Raw genomic sequence first — 17,556 nt, forward strand, 5'->3', positions numbered from 1 at the left:
GCGCCCATGGTACGTGTGCGGCGCCGCGACGGTCCGGGCCCGCGTCAGCCGGCGAGGCCGCGGACCCACGCGTAGGCGCCCAGCACCTGGCCGACGATCGGGATCGTGGCCAGCACCAGCAGCACGTCGAGGAGGTCCGCCGCGCGGCCCAGGTAGACCGAGGGCGGCCGCCCGCTGTACCGGATCCCCGCGGCCACCGTCAGCGCCGCCACCAGCAGCAGCGCCACCACCGCGCCGATCTGCACCGCCACGCCGGCGTCCAGCAGCCGGGCCAGCAGCACGGCCACCCCGCCCAGGCCGGTCAGCAGCAGGGGAAGCCGGTGCCGCACCGTGGTGAAGAGGCGGGCCCGCAGCAGGTTCGCCGCGGCCACCACGCCGACCAGCAGGGCCGTCACGACGCCGGGGGCGCGGCCGATCAGCCAGAACGACACGAGGTTGAGCACCGCGAAGGCCAGCAGCAGGCCGGTGAAGATCTCGTCCGCGCGGGCCACCGTCGCGTACGTCGCGGCGGCCGGCGGGGGCGGGTCCTGGTGCACCAGGTCGTCGGTCGTGCGGGGGAGCTGCGGCACGGGCACCCGGCCCAGCCGGACGGAGGCGAGGGGCAGGGCGGGCGCGAGCAGTACCAGCAAACCGACCACGGCCGCCGCGCACTCCGGGGCGCCCAGGGAACTCAGGCCCAGCAGGCCCGCGAGGACGCCCAGCGCGCCGATGGCGATGCCGGCCACGAAGAGGCGGACGGCGGCGCCGATCGCGAGGAAGCCCAGCACCGCCGCGATCAGCAGCGCGCCTGCGCCCGTGAGCAGATGCGGGGCGCCGAGGCGGAGCAGCGGTTCGTCGCCGGCCAGCAGGAGCAGGCCGCCGGTGAAGGCGTAGGGCAGGGCCACCGCGCCCAGCGTGGCGCCCGCGGTCGCGTCGGGCAGCGTGCGGAGGACCGTGAAACCGGCGGCCAGCAGGAAGGCGGCGATGACCAGGGCGGCCACGCCGAGGCCCTCCCGCAGGAGCAGCGCGAGGGTGCCCAGGAGCAGCAGCACGGCCGTCGCCAGGCCGGTGACGCGGGTCGCGGCGGGGGTCCAGGGCGTGCCGTAGCGGCGGGCGCCGGCCGCGATGGCGTCGACCACGTCGTCGTACTCGAGCTCGGGCCACTCCTCGTAGCGGGGCGCGAGGTGCAGGAGCTCGCCGTCGTGGACGTGCTGGGCGGCCAGCGTCCGGCCCATGTCCAGGGTGCTGCCGTCGGTGCGGCGCAGGACCCAGCCGCCGTGGTCGAGGCCGTCGTCGGCCAGCGACTCGCCGGCCCGCGGCAGGACTCCGGGCATGAGCATGGCCAGCGGGATCTGCACCGGCAGGGCGAGGTCGAGGCGGCGCTTCGGCGCGGCGAGGACGACGCGAGCCAGCCCGGCACCAACGTTCTCGGCCATCGATCCCCGTGCTCCCTGCCGTCGCCGCTCGATCGAAGGTGCCCAACGTAGCAGCCCGCCGTTTAGCATGGCTCGCGTGAGCACTGTCGTGCGCCGGCGACCCGCGCGGCGGGCCGGGCCCGAGTACCCGTCGGGCGAGGTGCTCCTGGAGCCGCCGCCCGAGGTGCCGGCGCCGACCGGGCGCGGCTGGGCGCAGATGCTCATGGTGATCCCGATGCTGGCCGGCTCGGGCGCGATGGCGCTGATGTTCGCCGGGCAGCGCGGCGGGCCGCTGGCCTACCTGACCGGGGCGATGTTCGGGCTGTCGGCGATCGGGATGCTGGCCTCGCAGTTCGGCCAGAGCGCCGGGCCGGGCCGGCAGCAGATGCTCATCGCCCGGCGCGACTACCTGCGCCACCTCGCGCAGCGGCGGCGCCAGGTGCGCCGGGCCGGGCAGAAGCAAAGAGCGACGCTGTTGTACCGCTACCCGGACCCCGAAGCGCTCTGGTCGATCCCGGCCGGCCAGCGACTGTGGGAGCGCCGGCCCGCGGACGCCGACTTCGGCATGGTGCGGATCGCGCGGGGGCCGCAGGAGCTCGCCACGCCGCTGGTGCCGCCGGCCAGCCGGCCGCTGGAGGACCTCGACCCGATGTGCGCGGTCGCGCTGCGCCGGTTCATGACCACGTACGCGACCGTCGACGACCTGCCGATCGTGATGGCCCTCGACGGGTTCGCCCGGGTGCACCTGCGGGGCGAGCCGGACCGCGCCCGCGCCCTGGCCCGCGCGATCCTGGCCCAGGCGGTCGCCTTCCACGCCCCGGACGACCTGCTCGTGGCGGTGTGCACCGCCCCGGCCAACGCGGGCCACTGGGAGTGGGCCAAGTGGCTGCCGCACGCGCTGCATCCCAGCCGCAACGACGCGCTGGGCCGGCTGCGGCTGATCTCGGCCAACGTGCCTGGCCTGGAGGCGATGCTCGACGACGTGCTCGGCGCGCGGCCGCGGTTCAACCCGGTCAGCGGGGCCGAGCGGGTCGGCGGGCCGCACGTGATCGTCGTGCTGGACGGCGGTGACGTGCTCGGCTCCGACCATCTCATGACCGAGGGCGGGGTCGAGGGCGTCACGGTGCTCGATCTGTCCACCGCGCCGCCGCGGCTGCTCGACCAGACCGCCCTGGTGCTGGAGATCGCGGCGGACGGGGCGCTGGCGAGCAGTACCTTCGAGGGCCGGGCCGAGGTCGGCCGGGCCGACGGGCTCAGCGCGGCCGAGATGGAGGGCCTGGCCCTGCAGCTCGCGCCGCTGCGGCTGGCCGCGGCCGCGCGCACCGAGCCGCGCACCGGCGGCACCGTCGACCTCGCCGAGCTGCTGGAGCTCGGCCCGCCCGGCGACTACGACCCGGCCCGGCACTGGGTGCCGCGGCCGCAGCGGGACCGCCTGCGCGTGCCGATCGGCTGGTCGCCCGACGGCACCATGGTCGAGCTGGACCTCAAGGAGTCGGCCCAGGACGGCATGGGCCCGCACGGCCTGCTGATCGGGGCGACCGGCTCCGGCAAGTCGGAACTGCTGCGCACACTGGTGCTCGCGCTCGCCGTCACGCACAGCTCCGAGGTGCTCAACTTCGTGCTGGTCGACTTCAAGGGCGGCGCCACCTTCACCAAGCTCGACGTGCTCCCGCACACCAGCGCGGTGATCACCAACCTCGCGGACGAGCTGCCCCTCGTCGACCGGATGACCGACGCCATCAACGGCGAGCTGCTGCGCCGCCAGGAGCTGCTGCGCAAGGCGGGCAACTACGCCTCGCAGCGCGACTACGAGAAGGCCCGCACGGCCGGCGTCCCGCTCGCCCCGCTGCCCAGCCTGCTCATCATCTGCGACGAGTTCAGCGAGCTGCTCACCGCCAAGCCGGACTTCATCGACATGTTCGTGCAGATCGGGCGGGTCGGGCGATCCCTGGGCGTGCACCTGCTGCTCGCCTCGCAGCGGTTGGAGGAGGGGCGCCTCAGGGGCCTTGACACGCATCTCTCGTACCGCATGGGCCTGCGCACGTTCTCGGCGGTGGAGAGCCGCATCGTGCTGGGCGACGTGGCCGCGTTCGAGCTGCCCCGCTCGCCGGGCCACGGGTACCTGCGCTTCGGCACCGAGCCGCTGCGGCGCTTCCGCGCGGCGTACGTCTCCGGCGTGTACCGCCGCGACGGCGCCGTCGCCCTGGCCGCGGCGGGGCACGGGCCGGTCGTGCGGGACTACGTCGGCGGGTACGTCGCGCCGCCCGTCACCGAGGAGCCGGCCGACGTCGTCGAGGAGGAGGGCGCCGTCGGCGAGAGCCTGCTCGACATCCTGGTCGAGCGGATGCGGGGCAAGGGCACGCCCGCGCACCAGGTGTGGCTGCCGCCGCTCGACGAATCGCCCACCCTCGACGCCCTGCTGCCGGCGCGCGTCGTGGATGACGAGCGCGGCTTGACGGTACAAGAGCAGGCTCTTCGGGGTGGTTTGCGGGCGGTGCTCGGGATCGTCGATCGGCCGCTGGACCAGCGCCGCGACCCGCTGTGGTGGGAGCTCGCGGGGTCGGCCGGGCACGCGGTCGTGGTCGGCGGCCCGGGCAGCGGCAAGAGCACGGTCCTGCGCAGCCTGATCCTCAGCCTGGCCCTCGCGCACACCCCGCGCGAGGCGCAGTTCTACTGCCTCGACTTCGGCGGCGGGGCGCTCGGCGCGCTGCGCGAGCTGCCGCACGTCGGCGGGGTCGCCACCCGGCTCGACCCGGGCGCGGTGCGCCGCACGATCGCCGAGCTCAACGTGCTGCTGGCCGAGCGGGAGCGGCGCTTCGCCACGGCGGCGGTGGACTCGATGGCCGCCTACCGCCGGGCCCGCCGCGCCGGGCAGCACGCCGACGATCCGTTCGGCGACGTGTTCCTGGTGGTCGACGGGTGGTCGACGATCCGTTCGGACTTCGAGGATCTCGAGGGGACGATCAACGACCTGACCAACCGCGGCCTCACGTACGGCGTGCACGTCATCGCCGCCGCGACCCGCTGGAACGACGTCCGACCGGCGATCCGCGACCTCTTCGGCAGCCGGCTCGAACTGCGCCTCGGCGACCCCGGCGACTCCCAGCTCGACCGGCGCGCGGCGACGAACGTGCCCGACCGCGCGCCCGGCCGTGGCGTCGTCCCCGGCGGCCTGCAGTTCCTCGGTGCGCTCCCGCGCGTGGACGGGCAGGCGGGCGCCGAGGACCTGGCCGAGGGCGTGGAGAAGCTGGTCGGCGAGATCCGTCAGGCCTGGCCCGCCGCGGGGGCGCCGCCCGTGCGGCTGTTGCCGGCGATGCTGCCGTACGAGAGCCTGCCCGTCACGGATCGCGAGCGCCCCGGCATCCCGATCGGGATCGCCGAGGCCGACCTGAACCCGGTCTGGGTCGACTTCGCCCAGGACCCGCACTTCCTGCTGTTCGGCGACTCGGCGGCGGGCAAGAGCGCGTTCCTGCGGGCGTTCGGGCAGTCGATCATCGACCGGTACGAGCTGACCGAGGCCCGGATGATCGTGGTCGACTACCGCCGGAGCCTGCTGGGCGCGTTCGACAGCCCGCACCTCATCGGCACCGGCACCTCCGCGCCGACCGCCCAGACGATCATGGCCGAGGTGGTGTCGGTGCTCAAGGCGCGGCTGCCCGGGCCGGACGTGACGCTCGAGCAGCTGCGCACCCGCGGCTGGTGGAAGGGGCCCGAGCTGTACGTCCTGGTCGACGACTACGACCTGGTGGCCGGCGGCACCACGAACCCGATCACGCCCCTGCTGGACTTCCTCAGCCAGGCCCGCGACGTGGGGCTGCACCTCATCCTGACCCGGCGGACCGGCGGGGCCAGCCGCGCGCTGTACGAGCCGGTGCTCATGCGCCTGCGCGAACTCGGCTCGCCCGGGGTGCTGCTGTCCGGCGAGCGGGACGAGGGCGCCCTGCTCGGCAACGTGCGCTCGGCCCACCAGCCGCCCGGCCGCGGGTACTACGTGACCCGCCGCGAGGGCGGCCGGCTGGTCCAGCTGGCGTGGCGCCCGCCGCCGGCCTGATGAACGATGGTCACCGATCGTGCGTGGACCGGTATGATTGAGTGAGGTCGATCGGCTGGCGGGGAGGGGCGAGATGGCCACTGACGAGTACGGGCCGAAACCGGGACACGACTCCTGGGCGCCGGTCGACCATTCGCCGATCAAGGTCAACGTGACCAGCCTCGGCGACTACGTGCAGCTGGTCGGCAAGGAGATCGACGACTTCAACACCAACCTGCGCGACGGCGTGCTGCCGATGATGAAGGTCCAGTCGACGTTCGCCGGGTTCGGTGAAGCCAAGTTGTACCGCGGGGTGCACGCCAACGCGCTCGCGGCGACGGGTGAGATGCTGCAGGACGTCTCGTACAGCCTGCAGGCGATCGCGCAGGCGGCGTTGGGGATCTACTACGAGTACCTCGGCGGGGACGACGTCGGGCGGGCCAACGTCGACGATGTCTATGACGTGTTCTGGCCCGGTGACGGCCGCTCGACGGTGCAGTCCGCGACCTCCGGTGCTGCTGGTGCTGCTGCCGCTCCTGCCTCCTCGCCGATCGCCGGCTCGTACTTCAACTCATGGGACGAGGGCTTCACGGTGGGCGAGGGCGGCAACGCCTACGCCGTGCACAGCAACGAGAACGACATGATGGGCGCCCCCGAAGACCCGCTGCGGCAGCGCTGAGACGGGGGAGTCCGATGGCCGACCAGTACTACGGGTACGTGAAGTACACGCTGCCCCCGAGCGTGTCGCACTACGACAACTACGACCCCTCGAAGCAGATCGTCGACTACACCCCGACCCCGTGGGACGCCGAGACGACGACCATCGAGCTGATGTGGCCGTGGATCCAGATCGACTCGGACGCCCGGGCGACGGCGTTGGCCGACATGTGGCGCCGGGTGCACACCCTGCTGGACAACACGGGCCGCAATCTGCGCCGGTACACCGACGAGCTCGCCGCGACCTGGAGCTCCGACGCGTCCCAGGTGTTCCTGCGGGAGATCGGCGCCTCACTGTCCTCGATCGACGAGTGGAAAGAGGTCGCCCACACCAACGCGACGGGCCTGGACGTGCTGGCGAGCACCATCAAGTACAACCAGCGCCGCGCGCTCGCCGTGTGGAACGAGTACGTGGCGGCGATCAAGAACCCCGGAAGCGTGCCCGGCTCGGAACAGAGCCAGTCCAACGTCACGACGGGCAAGGCGGGCGGCTACTCGATCGTGGAGAGCGAGGACGCGCGCAAGCAACGGCTGGTCAAGCACTACACGGAACAGATCAAGCCGTACGTGAAGGACCTCGCTGACACGTACCTCAACGTGTACTTCAATTTCCTGACGCACGGGTCGCGGTACAAGGGCCCGACGAACGCGGCGGTCGCGGTGCCGCCGACTTTCTCGGGCGGGGGCGGCCCGGCCGGGCACATCCCGCCGCCGCCGCTGTTGCGTCCGCCGGCTCTGGTGCCGCCGTCTCCGGCTTTGCCGCCGGGGTCTGTTACTGGGATGCCGGGCCTCCCGGATGATCACCTGATTCTGGCCGGGGGTGTGGTGGCTCCCCCGGTGCCGTCGGTTGTTCCTCCGGTCGTACCCCCGGTTGTCCCGACCTTGCCGCCTGTCCTTGGCATGCCGTTCCTGCCGGGCGTCGGTGCTGTTCCTGGAATGCCGGGTGGGCCGACCGGTCTCGATCCGGCGGCCGGCACGCAGCGGCTCGGCCCTGGCGGGATGCGCCCGAACCTCTCCGGCCTGCGTCCCGCCCCGCCCGACGCGGGCGCGCCGCGGCCACCGATGCCGCCGATGGGCGGGAACCCCAATCTGCGCGGCTCGAAGGGCCGGCGACCGGGGGCGGTGCACGGTCCGAACGTGGCGGAGGAGATGCCGCGGCCGGGGGTGCAGCGGACGCCGCCGGCGCCTCGACCTCCGGTGCCGCCGCGGCTGGGCGGCCAGCGGGGGCAGGCTGGTCGTTCTGGTTCTGCTGGTCCTTCCGGTCACGTCGGTCCTGAGGGCGAGCGGATGGGTGGACGGGGTGCGGGGGAACGGCTTGCTGGGCGGCGGGGTGGTGGGGTTTCGCCTTTGCCGCGGGGGGATTCGGCTTCGGATGAGGGGCTTTGGGCGGTGGAGCGGCCTCGCGGGGTTATTGATAGGCCTGGATTGGCGGAGGGGTGAGAGGGTCGCTGTGTGGGGGGCGAAATGTCGGTCGGCTCGTGGCCGAGCCGACGCGACATTTCGGACTTATCGCCTGACGGGGGATGTGCGTGGTTTGGCGGTATCTGAAGGGGTGGGTAGGGCGTAGAAGTCGTCTTCCGGCTCGGTGTCCGGATCTCGATGTCTTTTAGGCCTGGCCTTGTCGCGGTTCCGGCCGTGTCGTACCGCTGTGCGCATGGTGAGGGCGAGACCCGCCGCCAGTAGGAGGCCGAGGCCGGTCAGGGCGGCGATGTGGCCTGTGGTCCGCCAGCGGTCGTTCCTCGCCGCGGTTGCCGGGTCCTGGTGGGCGGGTGGGATCGGCGGCGGGGTGGCGGCCGTTTCGGGGCGCGGCGGGTGTTCGGAGAGGGCGCGGGTGGGGTCGATCAGGCCGTACCCGAACTCGGGGCTGCGTGCCGATCCGGCCATCCGGTCCGCGGTCGCCTCGAGTCGCCAGGCCACGTCGGCGTTCGACAGGCCGGGCTCGGCCGACCACACGAGGGCCGCGGTGGCACTGACGAGCGGGGCGGCGAAGCTTGTGCCTTTCCAGTACTGGTGGCCGCGTTCGCGTGTCGCCCCGAGCACAAGATTGCCGGGGGCGGCTATGTCGACGTAAGTGCCGATCTGTGACTCGTCGAGCCGGGTGCCGTCCTGGTTGATGCCGGCGACGCCGAGGACATCGGGATAATTGGCGGGGTACGACGCCGGATCGTTCGCCATCGCCGCCTGCGCCGCGCCGATCGGCGGGGGTGTCGCGGCCACATGGTGATTGCCGACCGCCGCGACGACGAGCGCACCCTTACCGTGGATGGCGTAGTCGACGGCCGCGGCGACAGTGGGATAATCGCGATCGAGGCTCAGCGATATGTTGATGATGCGGGCGCCTTGATCCGCGGCGTACCGGATAGCCTTGGCAAACACTTCCGGCGTGGCCGCTTCGCCGGTCGTGCCCTCTTCCCGGTCGGACACGCGGATGGGAAGGATCTTCGCGCCGGGCGCCAACCCCGCGAAGCCGACGCCGGGGGTTGGGCTTGCGGCTATGAGGCTGGCTACGGCTGTACCGTGGGAGGTGCAGTCGAAATCCGCGCCTGGTGCATCGCGTAGGAAGTCGAACCCGGTCAGGACCTGGCCTGCGAGTTGCGGGTGGGCCGCGTCTACGCCGGAGTCGATTACCGCGACTGTGATGTTCTTGCCGTCGGCGGCGGGCGCGATCCGGTCGGTGCCGAATGTCCTTTGTGGCCAGGGCGTCTCCTTGACCACCTCGCCTGGCTCGGCTGGACGATCGCAGACGCCGGGTGGGGGTGGGCCTGCGACGGCGGGGTGGGGCGCGACGAGCAGGGCCCCGATGGCCACGGCGGCTGCGGCCACGACGGCGCGGGCGGTTACGGCCACCACGGCGCGGGCGGCTGCGGCCACGGCGGCGTGACTGACCACGGTCGCGCGAGCGGCGACGGCGGTGCGGCCCGCGACTGCCGTGCGGATGGCGCGGGCGGCCACGACGGCGGCGGCGACGACAGCGCGGGCCACGATGGCGGCGAGGGCACCCAAGCGCGGCACGTCGGCGTCCCCTCACGACATCGATGAACACTGGTGGCGTGTCATCCGTGTCGATTATCGTACGGATGGACAGGCTGTGACGGGGAGGGCACTTTGGATAACCGTGCGCTCCGGGCACGCGCCGACGAGCTGCTCGGCGAGCTCGAGCGGATGCGCGGCGGCATGGGCGCGTTGCAGCAGCGGCTCCAGGCCATCACCGCGACCGCCACGTCGGACGACGGCCTCATCACCGCCGTCGTCGGCCCGCGCGGCCAGCTCGTCAGGCTCGACATCGACCCGCGGGTCTACCGCCGCCCGGACTCGCGGCAGCTCGCGCAGTCGATCACCAGCACCATCCAGGCGGCCGCCGCCGAGGCCATGGCGCAGGTCAGCGCTGCTTGCCGCCCGTTCCTGGCCGAGTCGGACGTGCAGGCCCACCTGGCCTTCGACCTGCAGGGCATGACCCACCGGCTGGACGCCGAGCTCGGGCTGCTCGCCGAGGACAAGGAGAAGCGATGAGCCTCCACGGTACCGCGGTCAGCCCCGCCCAAGCCCTCACCGCCGCCTCGCAACTGACCGACTTGGGCGAGACGATGCTCGAACAGTGGCGCACCGTACGAGCCCGGATCGAGCAACTCAACGCCGCCCGCCCGTGGGGCGATGACGAGCCGGGACGCACCTTCAACAGGAACTATGCGGAGGGCGAGCACCCACCCTGCACCAGCGTCCTGGATGCCGGCCAAAGCATGGTCCTCGCCCTGGCCCGACTGGGCGAACAGGTCCGCGAGGGCGTCCAAGGAGTTGTCGACTTGGATGACCTAACCGCCGCCTGGTTCAAGCCATGACCCGGCGCATGACCCGGTGTCGCGTCGGCCACGTGGTCCTGAACCTGCCGCGGCGCCGCGTCGATCACGCGGATCACGACGTGACGCGGCGTCCCGTCGGCCACGTGGCCCTGAACCTGCCGCCGCGCCGCGTCGGTCATGCGGGTCAGGACGTGACGCGGCGTCGCATCGGACACGTGGCTCGGGACTTGGCGCGCCGACGCGTTGGCCGCATCGTTCCGGATAACTTGGCGCGGCGGCGCGTTGGCCGTGTCGCGCACGACGACTTGGCGCGGTGGTGCGTTGGCCGCGTCACTTGCGACGATTCGGCGCGGTGGTGCGTTGGCCGCGTCACTCACGACGACTCGGCGCGGTGGTGTGTTGACCGTGGCGTTCGCGGCGACTTGGCGTGGTGGCGCGTTGGCCATTGAGAAGCCGGACCTGCATCCCCTCGACTGGCTGTGGGACGCCGTTTGCGTCATCGGGGGCGGTTCGGCCTGGCCGGACGGCAACGAGGACGAGCTGCGTGAGCTGGCCCGGGCCTGGCAGGACCTCGGGGAGGATCTCAACGCCCTGCTGAACAACGCCGATACCGTGGCCATGCAGGTCGCTCAGGCTTGGGGCGGCGACGCGGGGGCGGCCTTCAACGCGTACTGGTCGGCGCTGGCGGTCGGCCCTCAGCACGGCCTTCCGCAGATCGCCGACATCGCGCTCAACTATGCGACGGCGGCCGAGAATGCCGCCCTGGAGATCGAGTACGCGAAGCTCGTCCTCGTTATCACGCTCATTCTCACCGTCATCACGGTGCTGATCTGCCAGCTCCTCGCGCCGTTCACCCTCGGCGGCTCGGAAGCGGCAGCGGGCGCGGCGGTGGCCACTGCCCGGACCATCGCCGGGCGCGTACTGCAGCGGCTGATTGCCTCGCTGGGTAAGGAAATCGTTCGTAAGCTGGTCGTGCGGTTCGTCGCACATGAGGTACAACAGATAGCGTTTTCGGTTGGAACTGACTGGCTGGCCCAAGAATTCCAGATCGCCGACGGGCGTCGCACGGAGCTCGACACCGGCTCACTGCTGAACAGCCTGGTCTCGGGCGCGGTCACCGGGGCGCTGACCTTTCCGCTGAACTTCGTCCGCCTGCCCATCACCGGCCGCCTGCCCCGCATCGCGGCCAACGCGGGCGTGCACGGGGCCTCGAACGCTCTGATCATGCCCGCCTCGATGATGCTGACGACCGGCTTCACGACGGGCGACTGGAGCTGGAAGAACACCACGCGCGGCATCACGTGGGAGACCTTCCTGTCCGGGGCCGCGATGGGCGGGGGGATGGGCGGCATCGGCGCGCTTCGCAGCCCGAAGGCCCCGTCCACCCACGCCGCCGAGCCGACCCACAATCGAGCCGAAGAAAGTGTCGTACGGGCGGATTACACTGCGGGGGACGGTCAACCGATCGTTCGGAGTGCTTCGGACAACCGGGCTGGCGGCTCGATCACCGGCCTCGCGGACTCGAATCCCGGCGCGGGTCCACGTGGCAGTGGTGACCTGGTCACGTCCCGGGCTGGCAACGCGGCTGTCGAGAGTGGCAGCGGTCCGCACGCTACGGACCGCGAGACGAGCGTCGGCCGACACGCGATGGTGGACGTCAACGGTACGGCCATCGGTCGACACGAGCTGGTGGACACCGGCGGCTACAGCTCGGGCAACCACGTGGCGGATACCGGCGGCCGGGCCACCGAGAATGGTCCGCGCATTACGGACGGCGCCCGCACGATGGATGGCGCCCGCACGATGGATGGCGCCCGCACGATGGATGGCGCCCGCACAACGGACGGCGCCCGCACGATGGACGGCGGCTCGCACGGCATGGACACCGGCGACCGCGGAGCCGTGGCTGGCCTGCGTGGCGGTGACGGTGGCCTGCGTGGCGGTGACGGTGGCCTGCGTGGCGGTGACGGTGGCCTGCGTGGCGGTGACGGTGGCGTGCGTGGCGGTCACGTTGACGACGGCAGGGCTTGGGTCGCCGATGGGTCGTGGGGCAGTCAGGGCGGCGAGCATGCGCGGGCGGTCGGGCACGCGACTGTGCATGAAGGTTCGTCGCAGCACGGCGAAGGTGGGCGGCATCGGACGGTTGAGGATGTGGCGGCCGTCGGTGTTTCGCTTGGTCGGCTTGATGATGTGCCGGTTCGGGTCGGTGGGGGCGACGGGGCGGCGCCGGCGGGTGGGGAGCGGGGCCGGGGCTTCGAGGGGGCGTCGCGGCGGTTCGACGGGGAGGCTGGGAGTCCCGAGGGTCGGTCTGCTGCCGATCGGTCTGCTCGCGATCTCGCCGATGCTGCTCGGGCGCGGATGGACGGTGAAGGGGTTGGGAGCAAGGGGCGAGCGCGGGTTGCCGGTGCGTTGGTGACGCCTGACGAACACGCCGTTCGCAGTCATACGAGTGTGCCGGCGGCGGGGGAGCGCCGTGTGCATCCGGAGGCGCAGCGGGTTCTTGACGAGATTCGGGCGGCGGCTGAGCGGGATCCCGGTCGGCGGATCGGGCTGCATCACGGGCAGTGTGCCGAGGTGGTGTTGGTGTCCGACAAGCTGTACGCGCTTGAGCGGCAGTGGCATGTGGATGGGCGGCCCGGGGAGTTTTCGAGCTACGCGCGCGCGCAGCTTCGCGATGGGGTTGTGTCCACGCATTGGATCGGGGATGGGGCTCGGCAGCAGCACGGGGAGTTTGCGCCGGCCTGTTCGTCGTGTGAGGCGTTCGTGCGGGAGTTCGGCATTCGGTCGAGCGATCCGACCTCCGCGACCCATGAAACCTCCGCGCCGCTCCACCAACCGCCGGACGGAGCCGCGGGACAGCGGCCGCCGCACGAGGCTTTTTCACAAAGGGACGGAGCCGCGGGGCAGCGGCCACCGCACGAGGCGTCTTCGTCAGGGGACGGAGCCGCAGGGCAGCGGCCGCCGGAGTTGGTGGGGCGGGTTGGGGAGCAGAGCGTCGGGGAGACCCGGTCGGGGGAGGACATGCGTCAGCCCAGTGCGCAGGACGTACTGGCGTTGGAGGAGCGCTTTCCGCGAGACGATGCCGGCCGGCCCGTCGTGCAGCCGGACGTACGTGACGGGGAATGGGCGCAGAAAGTCAACGACGGCGGGTATCGGGAGCCGGGGCGGAACAACAACTGTCCCGATGTTGCCATGGCCGTCATCGCCAATCATTACGGTGAGCCCACCGTCGCCGGGGCCATGCGCGATCCGCTCGTCGGGGGTGAGCATCGAGGGGCCGAGCGTATTGCTGAGTGGACCGGTGGGCAGTGGGAGATGCACGGGTACGACCACACCGGCTTCGCGACGGTTGAGCGGCAGTTGCGCGCGGCCGGGGCCGGGTCGGGGGCGATCGTGGTGCTTCGGTGGGGCGAGACCGGTGAGGGGCACGCGTTCAATGCGCTGAATATCCGTGGGGACATTGTGTGGGCGGATCTGCAGCGGGGGATCGTTTCGGACCACGGGCCGATGTACCGCGAGAACGTCACCGGAGTCTGGTCGATCGCGCTCGATCCACGCGGGGAGCCGCTCAATCCGGCGCCGGTTCAGCATCACACCGAATCGGCCGAGCCGGGATTGCCCATTCGCGATACCGGTCCACTGCGTGAGCCTGTACTGCGGGAACAAGTGCAGCGGCATCTCGATGAGATGGCTCGGGGGGAGACGCTGGCCGCGTACGACGGGGATCTGCAGCGGTTCCGGGCGGAGCATCCCGGGCAGGGGCCGCTGTACGAGGCGATTCCCGACTGGGTCAACACCGTCGTCGTGGACGGGAGCGAGTACAGCCGGCTGATGCGCTATGTCGACGAGGCCGACGATCCCGCTCGGGGTGTGGGGGCGCATCCGAGCGTGGATGAGGTGCGTCTGGTGCGGGAGTACGCGGATCGGCTCGCCGGCGAGGTCCGGGTCGAAGTCGATCGGGCGGTGCGGGAAGTCGTCGAGCCGGTCGGGTACAGCAGCCGGGTCAAAAGCGCTGACGTATTGCTCGAAGAGGTGGCGCGGGCGGACGGGCCGCGGCGGGTGGGCGATATCGTCGACGCTGTTGAGGCTCGCGTTGTTGTGGCCGACACCGGGAGTCTGTTGCGCGCTCTGCACGCTTGTGTCCGGGCGTTCGGGATCGGCGACGGTGGGCGGATCGTGGGGGTGGACAACATGTACGCCTCCGGGAACGCGCTGATTCCTGAGGTTCCGCTCCGGGTCGGGATCGAGGTCGGCGGCCAACGATATGTGTTCGAGCTGCGCCTCTCCACCCTTCGGGCGGCAGTTGCGCTCGACTATCAGGCCGGCCTCGCCGCCGCCGATGCGCAGGCGGTGCGTGCGGCAGCCGACGAAGCTTCCGATATGCAGGCAATAGGCGCGGAGCTCAACGCGCGGCCCGCCCATGCGGCACTCAACGCGCGTTCCGCGCACGCGGCACTCAACACGCGTTCCGCGCACGCGGCACTCAACACGCGTTCCGCGCACGCGGCATTGAACAAAGCGACCGAGAACGAGGCGCAAGCGGCGCAGGCCGCGCTCAACGAGGCCGCCGCGCTCGAACACTTGGAGGCGCGCCTGCGGTGACGCCAAGATGGAAGAAAGCGCGGGGAGGCGGCGGCGATGCTACGCACATTTGACGGATCCGTGGGTTGGCCGGTGTTGCGTGCGCGGTTCGGTGAACGGCTCGAAGAAAGCACGCTCGACAAGCTCGACGTGGCCGTCGCGTTCGCTGTTGAGCGGCACGGGGAACAGCGGCGGCCCGCCGGCGAGCCCTATGTGGAGCATTTGCTGGAAGCGCTCGAAGTGCTCGTCGACGCCATCGGTGTGCGCGATGCCGATACGTTGCGGGCGGCGGTGTTGCACGATGTCGTCGAGGACACCGACACCACGATCGACGAGGTTCGGGCGCGCTTCGGGGAACGCGTCGCGGAACTCGTCGGGTGGGTCACAAAAAGCGAAGACCGGCAGTTGTACCTCCAGAGCCTCCGCAACGCACCCGACGCCGCACTGGCCGTGAAGCTTGCCGACCGGCTCAGCAATGTGCAGCGGTTGCGCACGCACCCGCGGCCCGAGAAGCGCGCCTCGTACTATCGCGAGACCGTCGCCACCATTGTGCCGCTCGCGGCCGGGCGTGGGTGGTTCGAGGAGTGGTACCGCGACTGGCAGGAAGAGCACGCCGACCTGTCGTCACCGCGGGAGTAGATCCGGGCGGTACCGGCGGAACCAGTCGCCGATGCGGTCCCGCGGCCAGCTCCGGTCGATCATGGCCAGGCTCATGTTCACCTTCTGCGGCTCGGCCAGCGGCACCCAGGTCGGGCCGTGCCGGCGTTGGGCCTCGACCTGGCGGTGGTCGAGCACCTCGCCGATGCCGGTGATGCCGGGGCCGCTGTTGGCGTCGGCGAACATGTCGACGCCGGACTGGGCGGCGGCGCGGCCAACGCCGTAGGGGGCGATGACCGTACCGGAGCGGCGGTTGATGACGACCACGCCCTGGATGTCGGGCCAGCGCATGCGCACGATCACGCCGTCGCGGCGGAGGAACTCCACGCCGGTGTCGGACAGCCGCAGGCCGTGGCTCCGGCTCGCCATCCGTTGGAACAGCGTGATGGCGCCCACGCCGATGACGGGCGCGAGGACCATGCCGGCGTAGCCGCCGATGATCCAGCCGATCACGAACAGCAGCAGCGCCAGCAGGATGTTGGCGGCGAGGAACGGTTTGGCGTACGTGTGCCAGGTCTGGCCCCAGCTCGCGCGGAACTCCTCGGGCTCGTTCACGATGCCCCTTCCCCCGTGTGCACGTCGGACGATTGCGGGCCGCGGGCTGCTCGCAGTACCAACGCGGCGGTTGGCATTATCGCAGGCAGTGCGTCGATGCGATGTCCCTCGATGGGCCCGCGAGGGGGCCGGTGGCGGCTAGGCTGGGCGGCATGGGCACCTGGCGGCCGGCGATGGCGGCGGTGGCGGCGGCGGTGGCGGCCGGGGACCAGGTCGCTTATCTCGAGGCGCTGTCCGCGGAGGCGTTGTATCTGCCGGTCACGGCGCGCGCGGCCGCGGGGCGGGAGCCGGTCAGCCTGGCGACGTCGCCGCTGGCTGGGGTGACCTATGTGCCGGCTTGGACTTCGGCCTCTGACCTGCCGCCGGAGGTCGAGGCGGTGCGGCGGTGGCCGCTGTTCGAGTTGGTGCACGCCATCGCGGGGTTAGGATGGGGCATCGCCGTCGATCCGGGGCTGCCGGCGCAGGCGTACCTCACGCCCGACGCGGTCCGCACCCTGCCGCCGTGGGAGGCGGAGTGGTGGCCGCTCGACGACGCGCTGCGGCGCGCGGTAGCGGCGGAGGACCGCGAGCGGTACACTGCGGCCCTGCTCGATGCGCAACTGCTCCTGCCGCTGCCGGGGGAGCCGGCGGCCGGCGAGTACTGGACCGCGGTGCGAACGGACGTGTCCCGCGACGTCACCGACCCCGAGTTCGCGTGGTGGCGCACCGAGCGCGCGGACGGGCAGCCGATCGTGCTCGCCTTCACGTCGCCGCCCCACCTGCAGGCCGAACTGGGCGACCACGACTGGATCGCGGTGCCGTTCGTCGACATCGCCGTCGCGTGCCCGCGCGACGGGGCGGGGCTGCGGATCAATCCGGGCAGCGGCAACGGGATCGAGGTGCCTCCCGAAATGCTTTCCCAGTTGTACCGTCTGATCCTCGCCGCCGCACCCGAGCGCCACCACCCCGCGTCCTAGCGTTGGGGCGGGCCGTGGAACTGCTGCTCGATGGAGGTCGGGGCGAGCCAGACGTACCGGTTGGCGCCGCCTCCGAGCAGCGCCAGCATTTCCGGGGTCATCTCCTGCAGCCGGCTCGCGTCGCGCGCACTGAGCTTGAGCGCGGTGCCGGCCGCCGCCCGCGCGACCGCCGCCTCCGCCGCGGTGAGCCGCTGCAGCATCACCAGATCGGCGCCGAGAAGCGTGTTGGCGCGCTCTTGCGTCAGCTCATGTACGACCGTGATCCGGGTCTGCCACGGGCCGAGTTCCGCTTGCGTTTCCTCGGTGACGGCTCGCGGTTGCGTCTCGTCGGTGACGGCTCGCGGTTGCGTTTCGTCGTTGACGGTTCGCGGTGGCGTTCGGAGGGTGGATGTTGCGGGTGGCTGGTGGTCGTGTTGCGTTCCGTCGGTGACGACGAGTAGTGGCGTTCGAGGGCTGGACGTTGCTGGCGGGTGGTGGGCGGGGCCGAGCAGCAGTCGGTCGGGGCGGCCGGTGGCCCACTCGCCGAGCCCCTGCCACGGGCGCGGGTCGGCGGTCGTCACGAGCACGCGGGCGCCCAGGGCCAGGGCGCGGAACACCAGGATGCGCAGCGCCCAGACCCCGCCGACCAGGGTGACGTAGGTCGGCTCGGTCCGGAACAGCCGGATCGGCACCGGCTCACGCTGGTAGTCCACGCCGAGCAGCATCCCGGCCGGACCGGTGCCGCCGCGGATCTGCCGAAGAGCTTCAGCGTTCACGCCATGCCAGGCCACGCGCAACGTCGGCCGGTTCATGTCTGCCCGCCGCGGGAAGCTTCGGCGCTGACGTCGTGCCGGCCTACGTGCGGCGTCGGCCGGCTCGCGTTGTGCCGA

The 17,556-nt window shown here is 71.8% G+C and carries 12 protein-coding genes; 8 read left to right on the plus strand and 4 right to left on the minus strand.

Annotated features, from left to right (window positions below; translation table 11 throughout):
* Positions 1–44: 44 nt before the first annotated feature.
* Positions 45–1,415 (minus strand): type VII secretion integral membrane protein EccD, encoded by a 1,371-nt coding sequence (gene eccD, locus ACQP00_RS05205; protein WP_433215082.1) that lies wholly within the window; start codon positions 1,413–1,415, stop codon positions 45–47.
* A 76-nt stretch (positions 1,416–1,491) separates the two neighbouring features.
* Here eccD and eccCa point away from each other — a divergent pair, with 76 nt between their 5' ends.
* The 3 genes from eccCa (at position 1,492) to ACQP00_RS05220 (ending at position 7,581) form a co-directional block, all read left to right on the plus strand.
* Positions 1,492–5,445: a type VII secretion protein EccCa gene (gene eccCa / locus ACQP00_RS05210; RefSeq protein ID WP_433215084.1), complete on the plus strand. Its 3,954-nt coding sequence runs from the start codon at positions 1,492–1,494 to the stop codon at positions 5,443–5,445.
* Positions 5,446–5,518: 73 nt separating this feature from the next.
* Complete coding sequence (locus ACQP00_RS05215; protein ID WP_433215087.1) at positions 5,519–6,103, plus strand: hypothetical protein; 585 nt, start codon at positions 5,519–5,521, stop codon at positions 6,101–6,103.
* A 14-nt stretch (positions 6,104–6,117) separates the two neighbouring features.
* Positions 6,118–7,581 carry a WXG100 family type VII secretion target gene (locus tag ACQP00_RS05220; protein ID WP_433215090.1) on the plus strand — a complete coding sequence of 488 codons (1,464 nt, stop codon included), beginning with the start codon at positions 6,118–6,120 and terminating at the stop codon, positions 7,579–7,581.
* Between the two features lie 66 nt (positions 7,582–7,647).
* Here the strand turns inward: ACQP00_RS05220 and mycP are convergent, their stop codons facing one another.
* Complete coding sequence (gene mycP, locus ACQP00_RS05225) at positions 7,648–9,144, minus strand: type VII secretion-associated serine protease mycosin (protein ID WP_433215093.1); 1,497 nt, start codon at positions 9,142–9,144, stop codon at positions 7,648–7,650.
* Positions 9,145–9,246: 102 nt separating this feature from the next.
* Here mycP and ACQP00_RS05230 point away from each other — a divergent pair, with 102 nt between their 5' ends.
* From ACQP00_RS05230 to ACQP00_RS05245, 4 genes are all read left to right on the plus strand, one after another.
* On the plus strand, positions 9,247–9,651 hold the full coding sequence (locus ACQP00_RS05230) for a YbaB/EbfC family nucleoid-associated protein (RefSeq protein WP_433215096.1): 405 nt from the start codon (positions 9,247–9,249) through the stop codon (positions 9,649–9,651).
* On the plus strand, positions 9,648–9,977 hold the full coding sequence (locus ACQP00_RS05235; RefSeq protein WP_433215099.1) for a hypothetical protein: 330 nt from the start codon (positions 9,648–9,650) through the stop codon (positions 9,975–9,977). Before ACQP00_RS05230 ends, ACQP00_RS05235 begins: the two co-directional genes overlap by 4 nt.
* Before the next feature lie 366 nt (positions 9,978–10,343).
* Complete coding sequence (locus tag ACQP00_RS05240; protein ID WP_433223709.1) at positions 10,344–14,540, plus strand: toxin glutamine deamidase domain-containing protein; 4,197 nt, start codon at positions 10,344–10,346, stop codon at positions 14,538–14,540.
* 60 nt (positions 14,541–14,600) lie between these two features.
* A complete protein-coding gene (locus tag ACQP00_RS05245; protein ID WP_433215102.1) occupies positions 14,601–15,158 on the plus strand; it encodes an HD domain-containing protein in 558 nt (185 codons plus the stop codon).
* On the opposite strand, the gene ACQP00_RS05250 is transcribed toward ACQP00_RS05245, so the two are convergent.
* Positions 15,144–15,731 carry a hypothetical protein gene (locus ACQP00_RS05250; RefSeq protein ID WP_433215105.1) on the minus strand — a complete coding sequence of 196 codons (588 nt, stop codon included), beginning with the start codon at positions 15,729–15,731 and terminating at the stop codon, positions 15,144–15,146. The two genes, ACQP00_RS05245 and ACQP00_RS05250, sit on opposite strands and share 15 nt — an antisense overlap.
* 152 nt (positions 15,732–15,883) lie before the next feature.
* Between ACQP00_RS05250 and ACQP00_RS05255 the strand changes: the two genes are divergently transcribed.
* A complete protein-coding gene (locus ACQP00_RS05255; protein ID WP_433215108.1) occupies positions 15,884–16,687 on the plus strand; it encodes an SseB family protein in 804 nt (267 codons plus the stop codon).
* Here the strand turns inward: ACQP00_RS05255 and ACQP00_RS05260 are convergent.
* The gene (locus ACQP00_RS05260; RefSeq protein ID WP_433215111.1) at positions 16,684–17,442 is read right to left on the minus strand and encodes a hypothetical protein; all 759 of its coding nucleotides are present in this window, start codon (positions 17,440–17,442) and stop codon (positions 16,684–16,686) included. The genes ACQP00_RS05255 and ACQP00_RS05260 overlap by 4 nt on opposite strands.
* Between the last annotated feature and the right edge of the window lie 114 nt (positions 17,443–17,556).

The organism is Dactylosporangium sp. CS-047395, from assembly GCF_050942185.1.
Lineage (GTDB): Bacteria > Actinomycetota > Actinomycetes > Mycobacteriales > Micromonosporaceae > Dactylosporangium.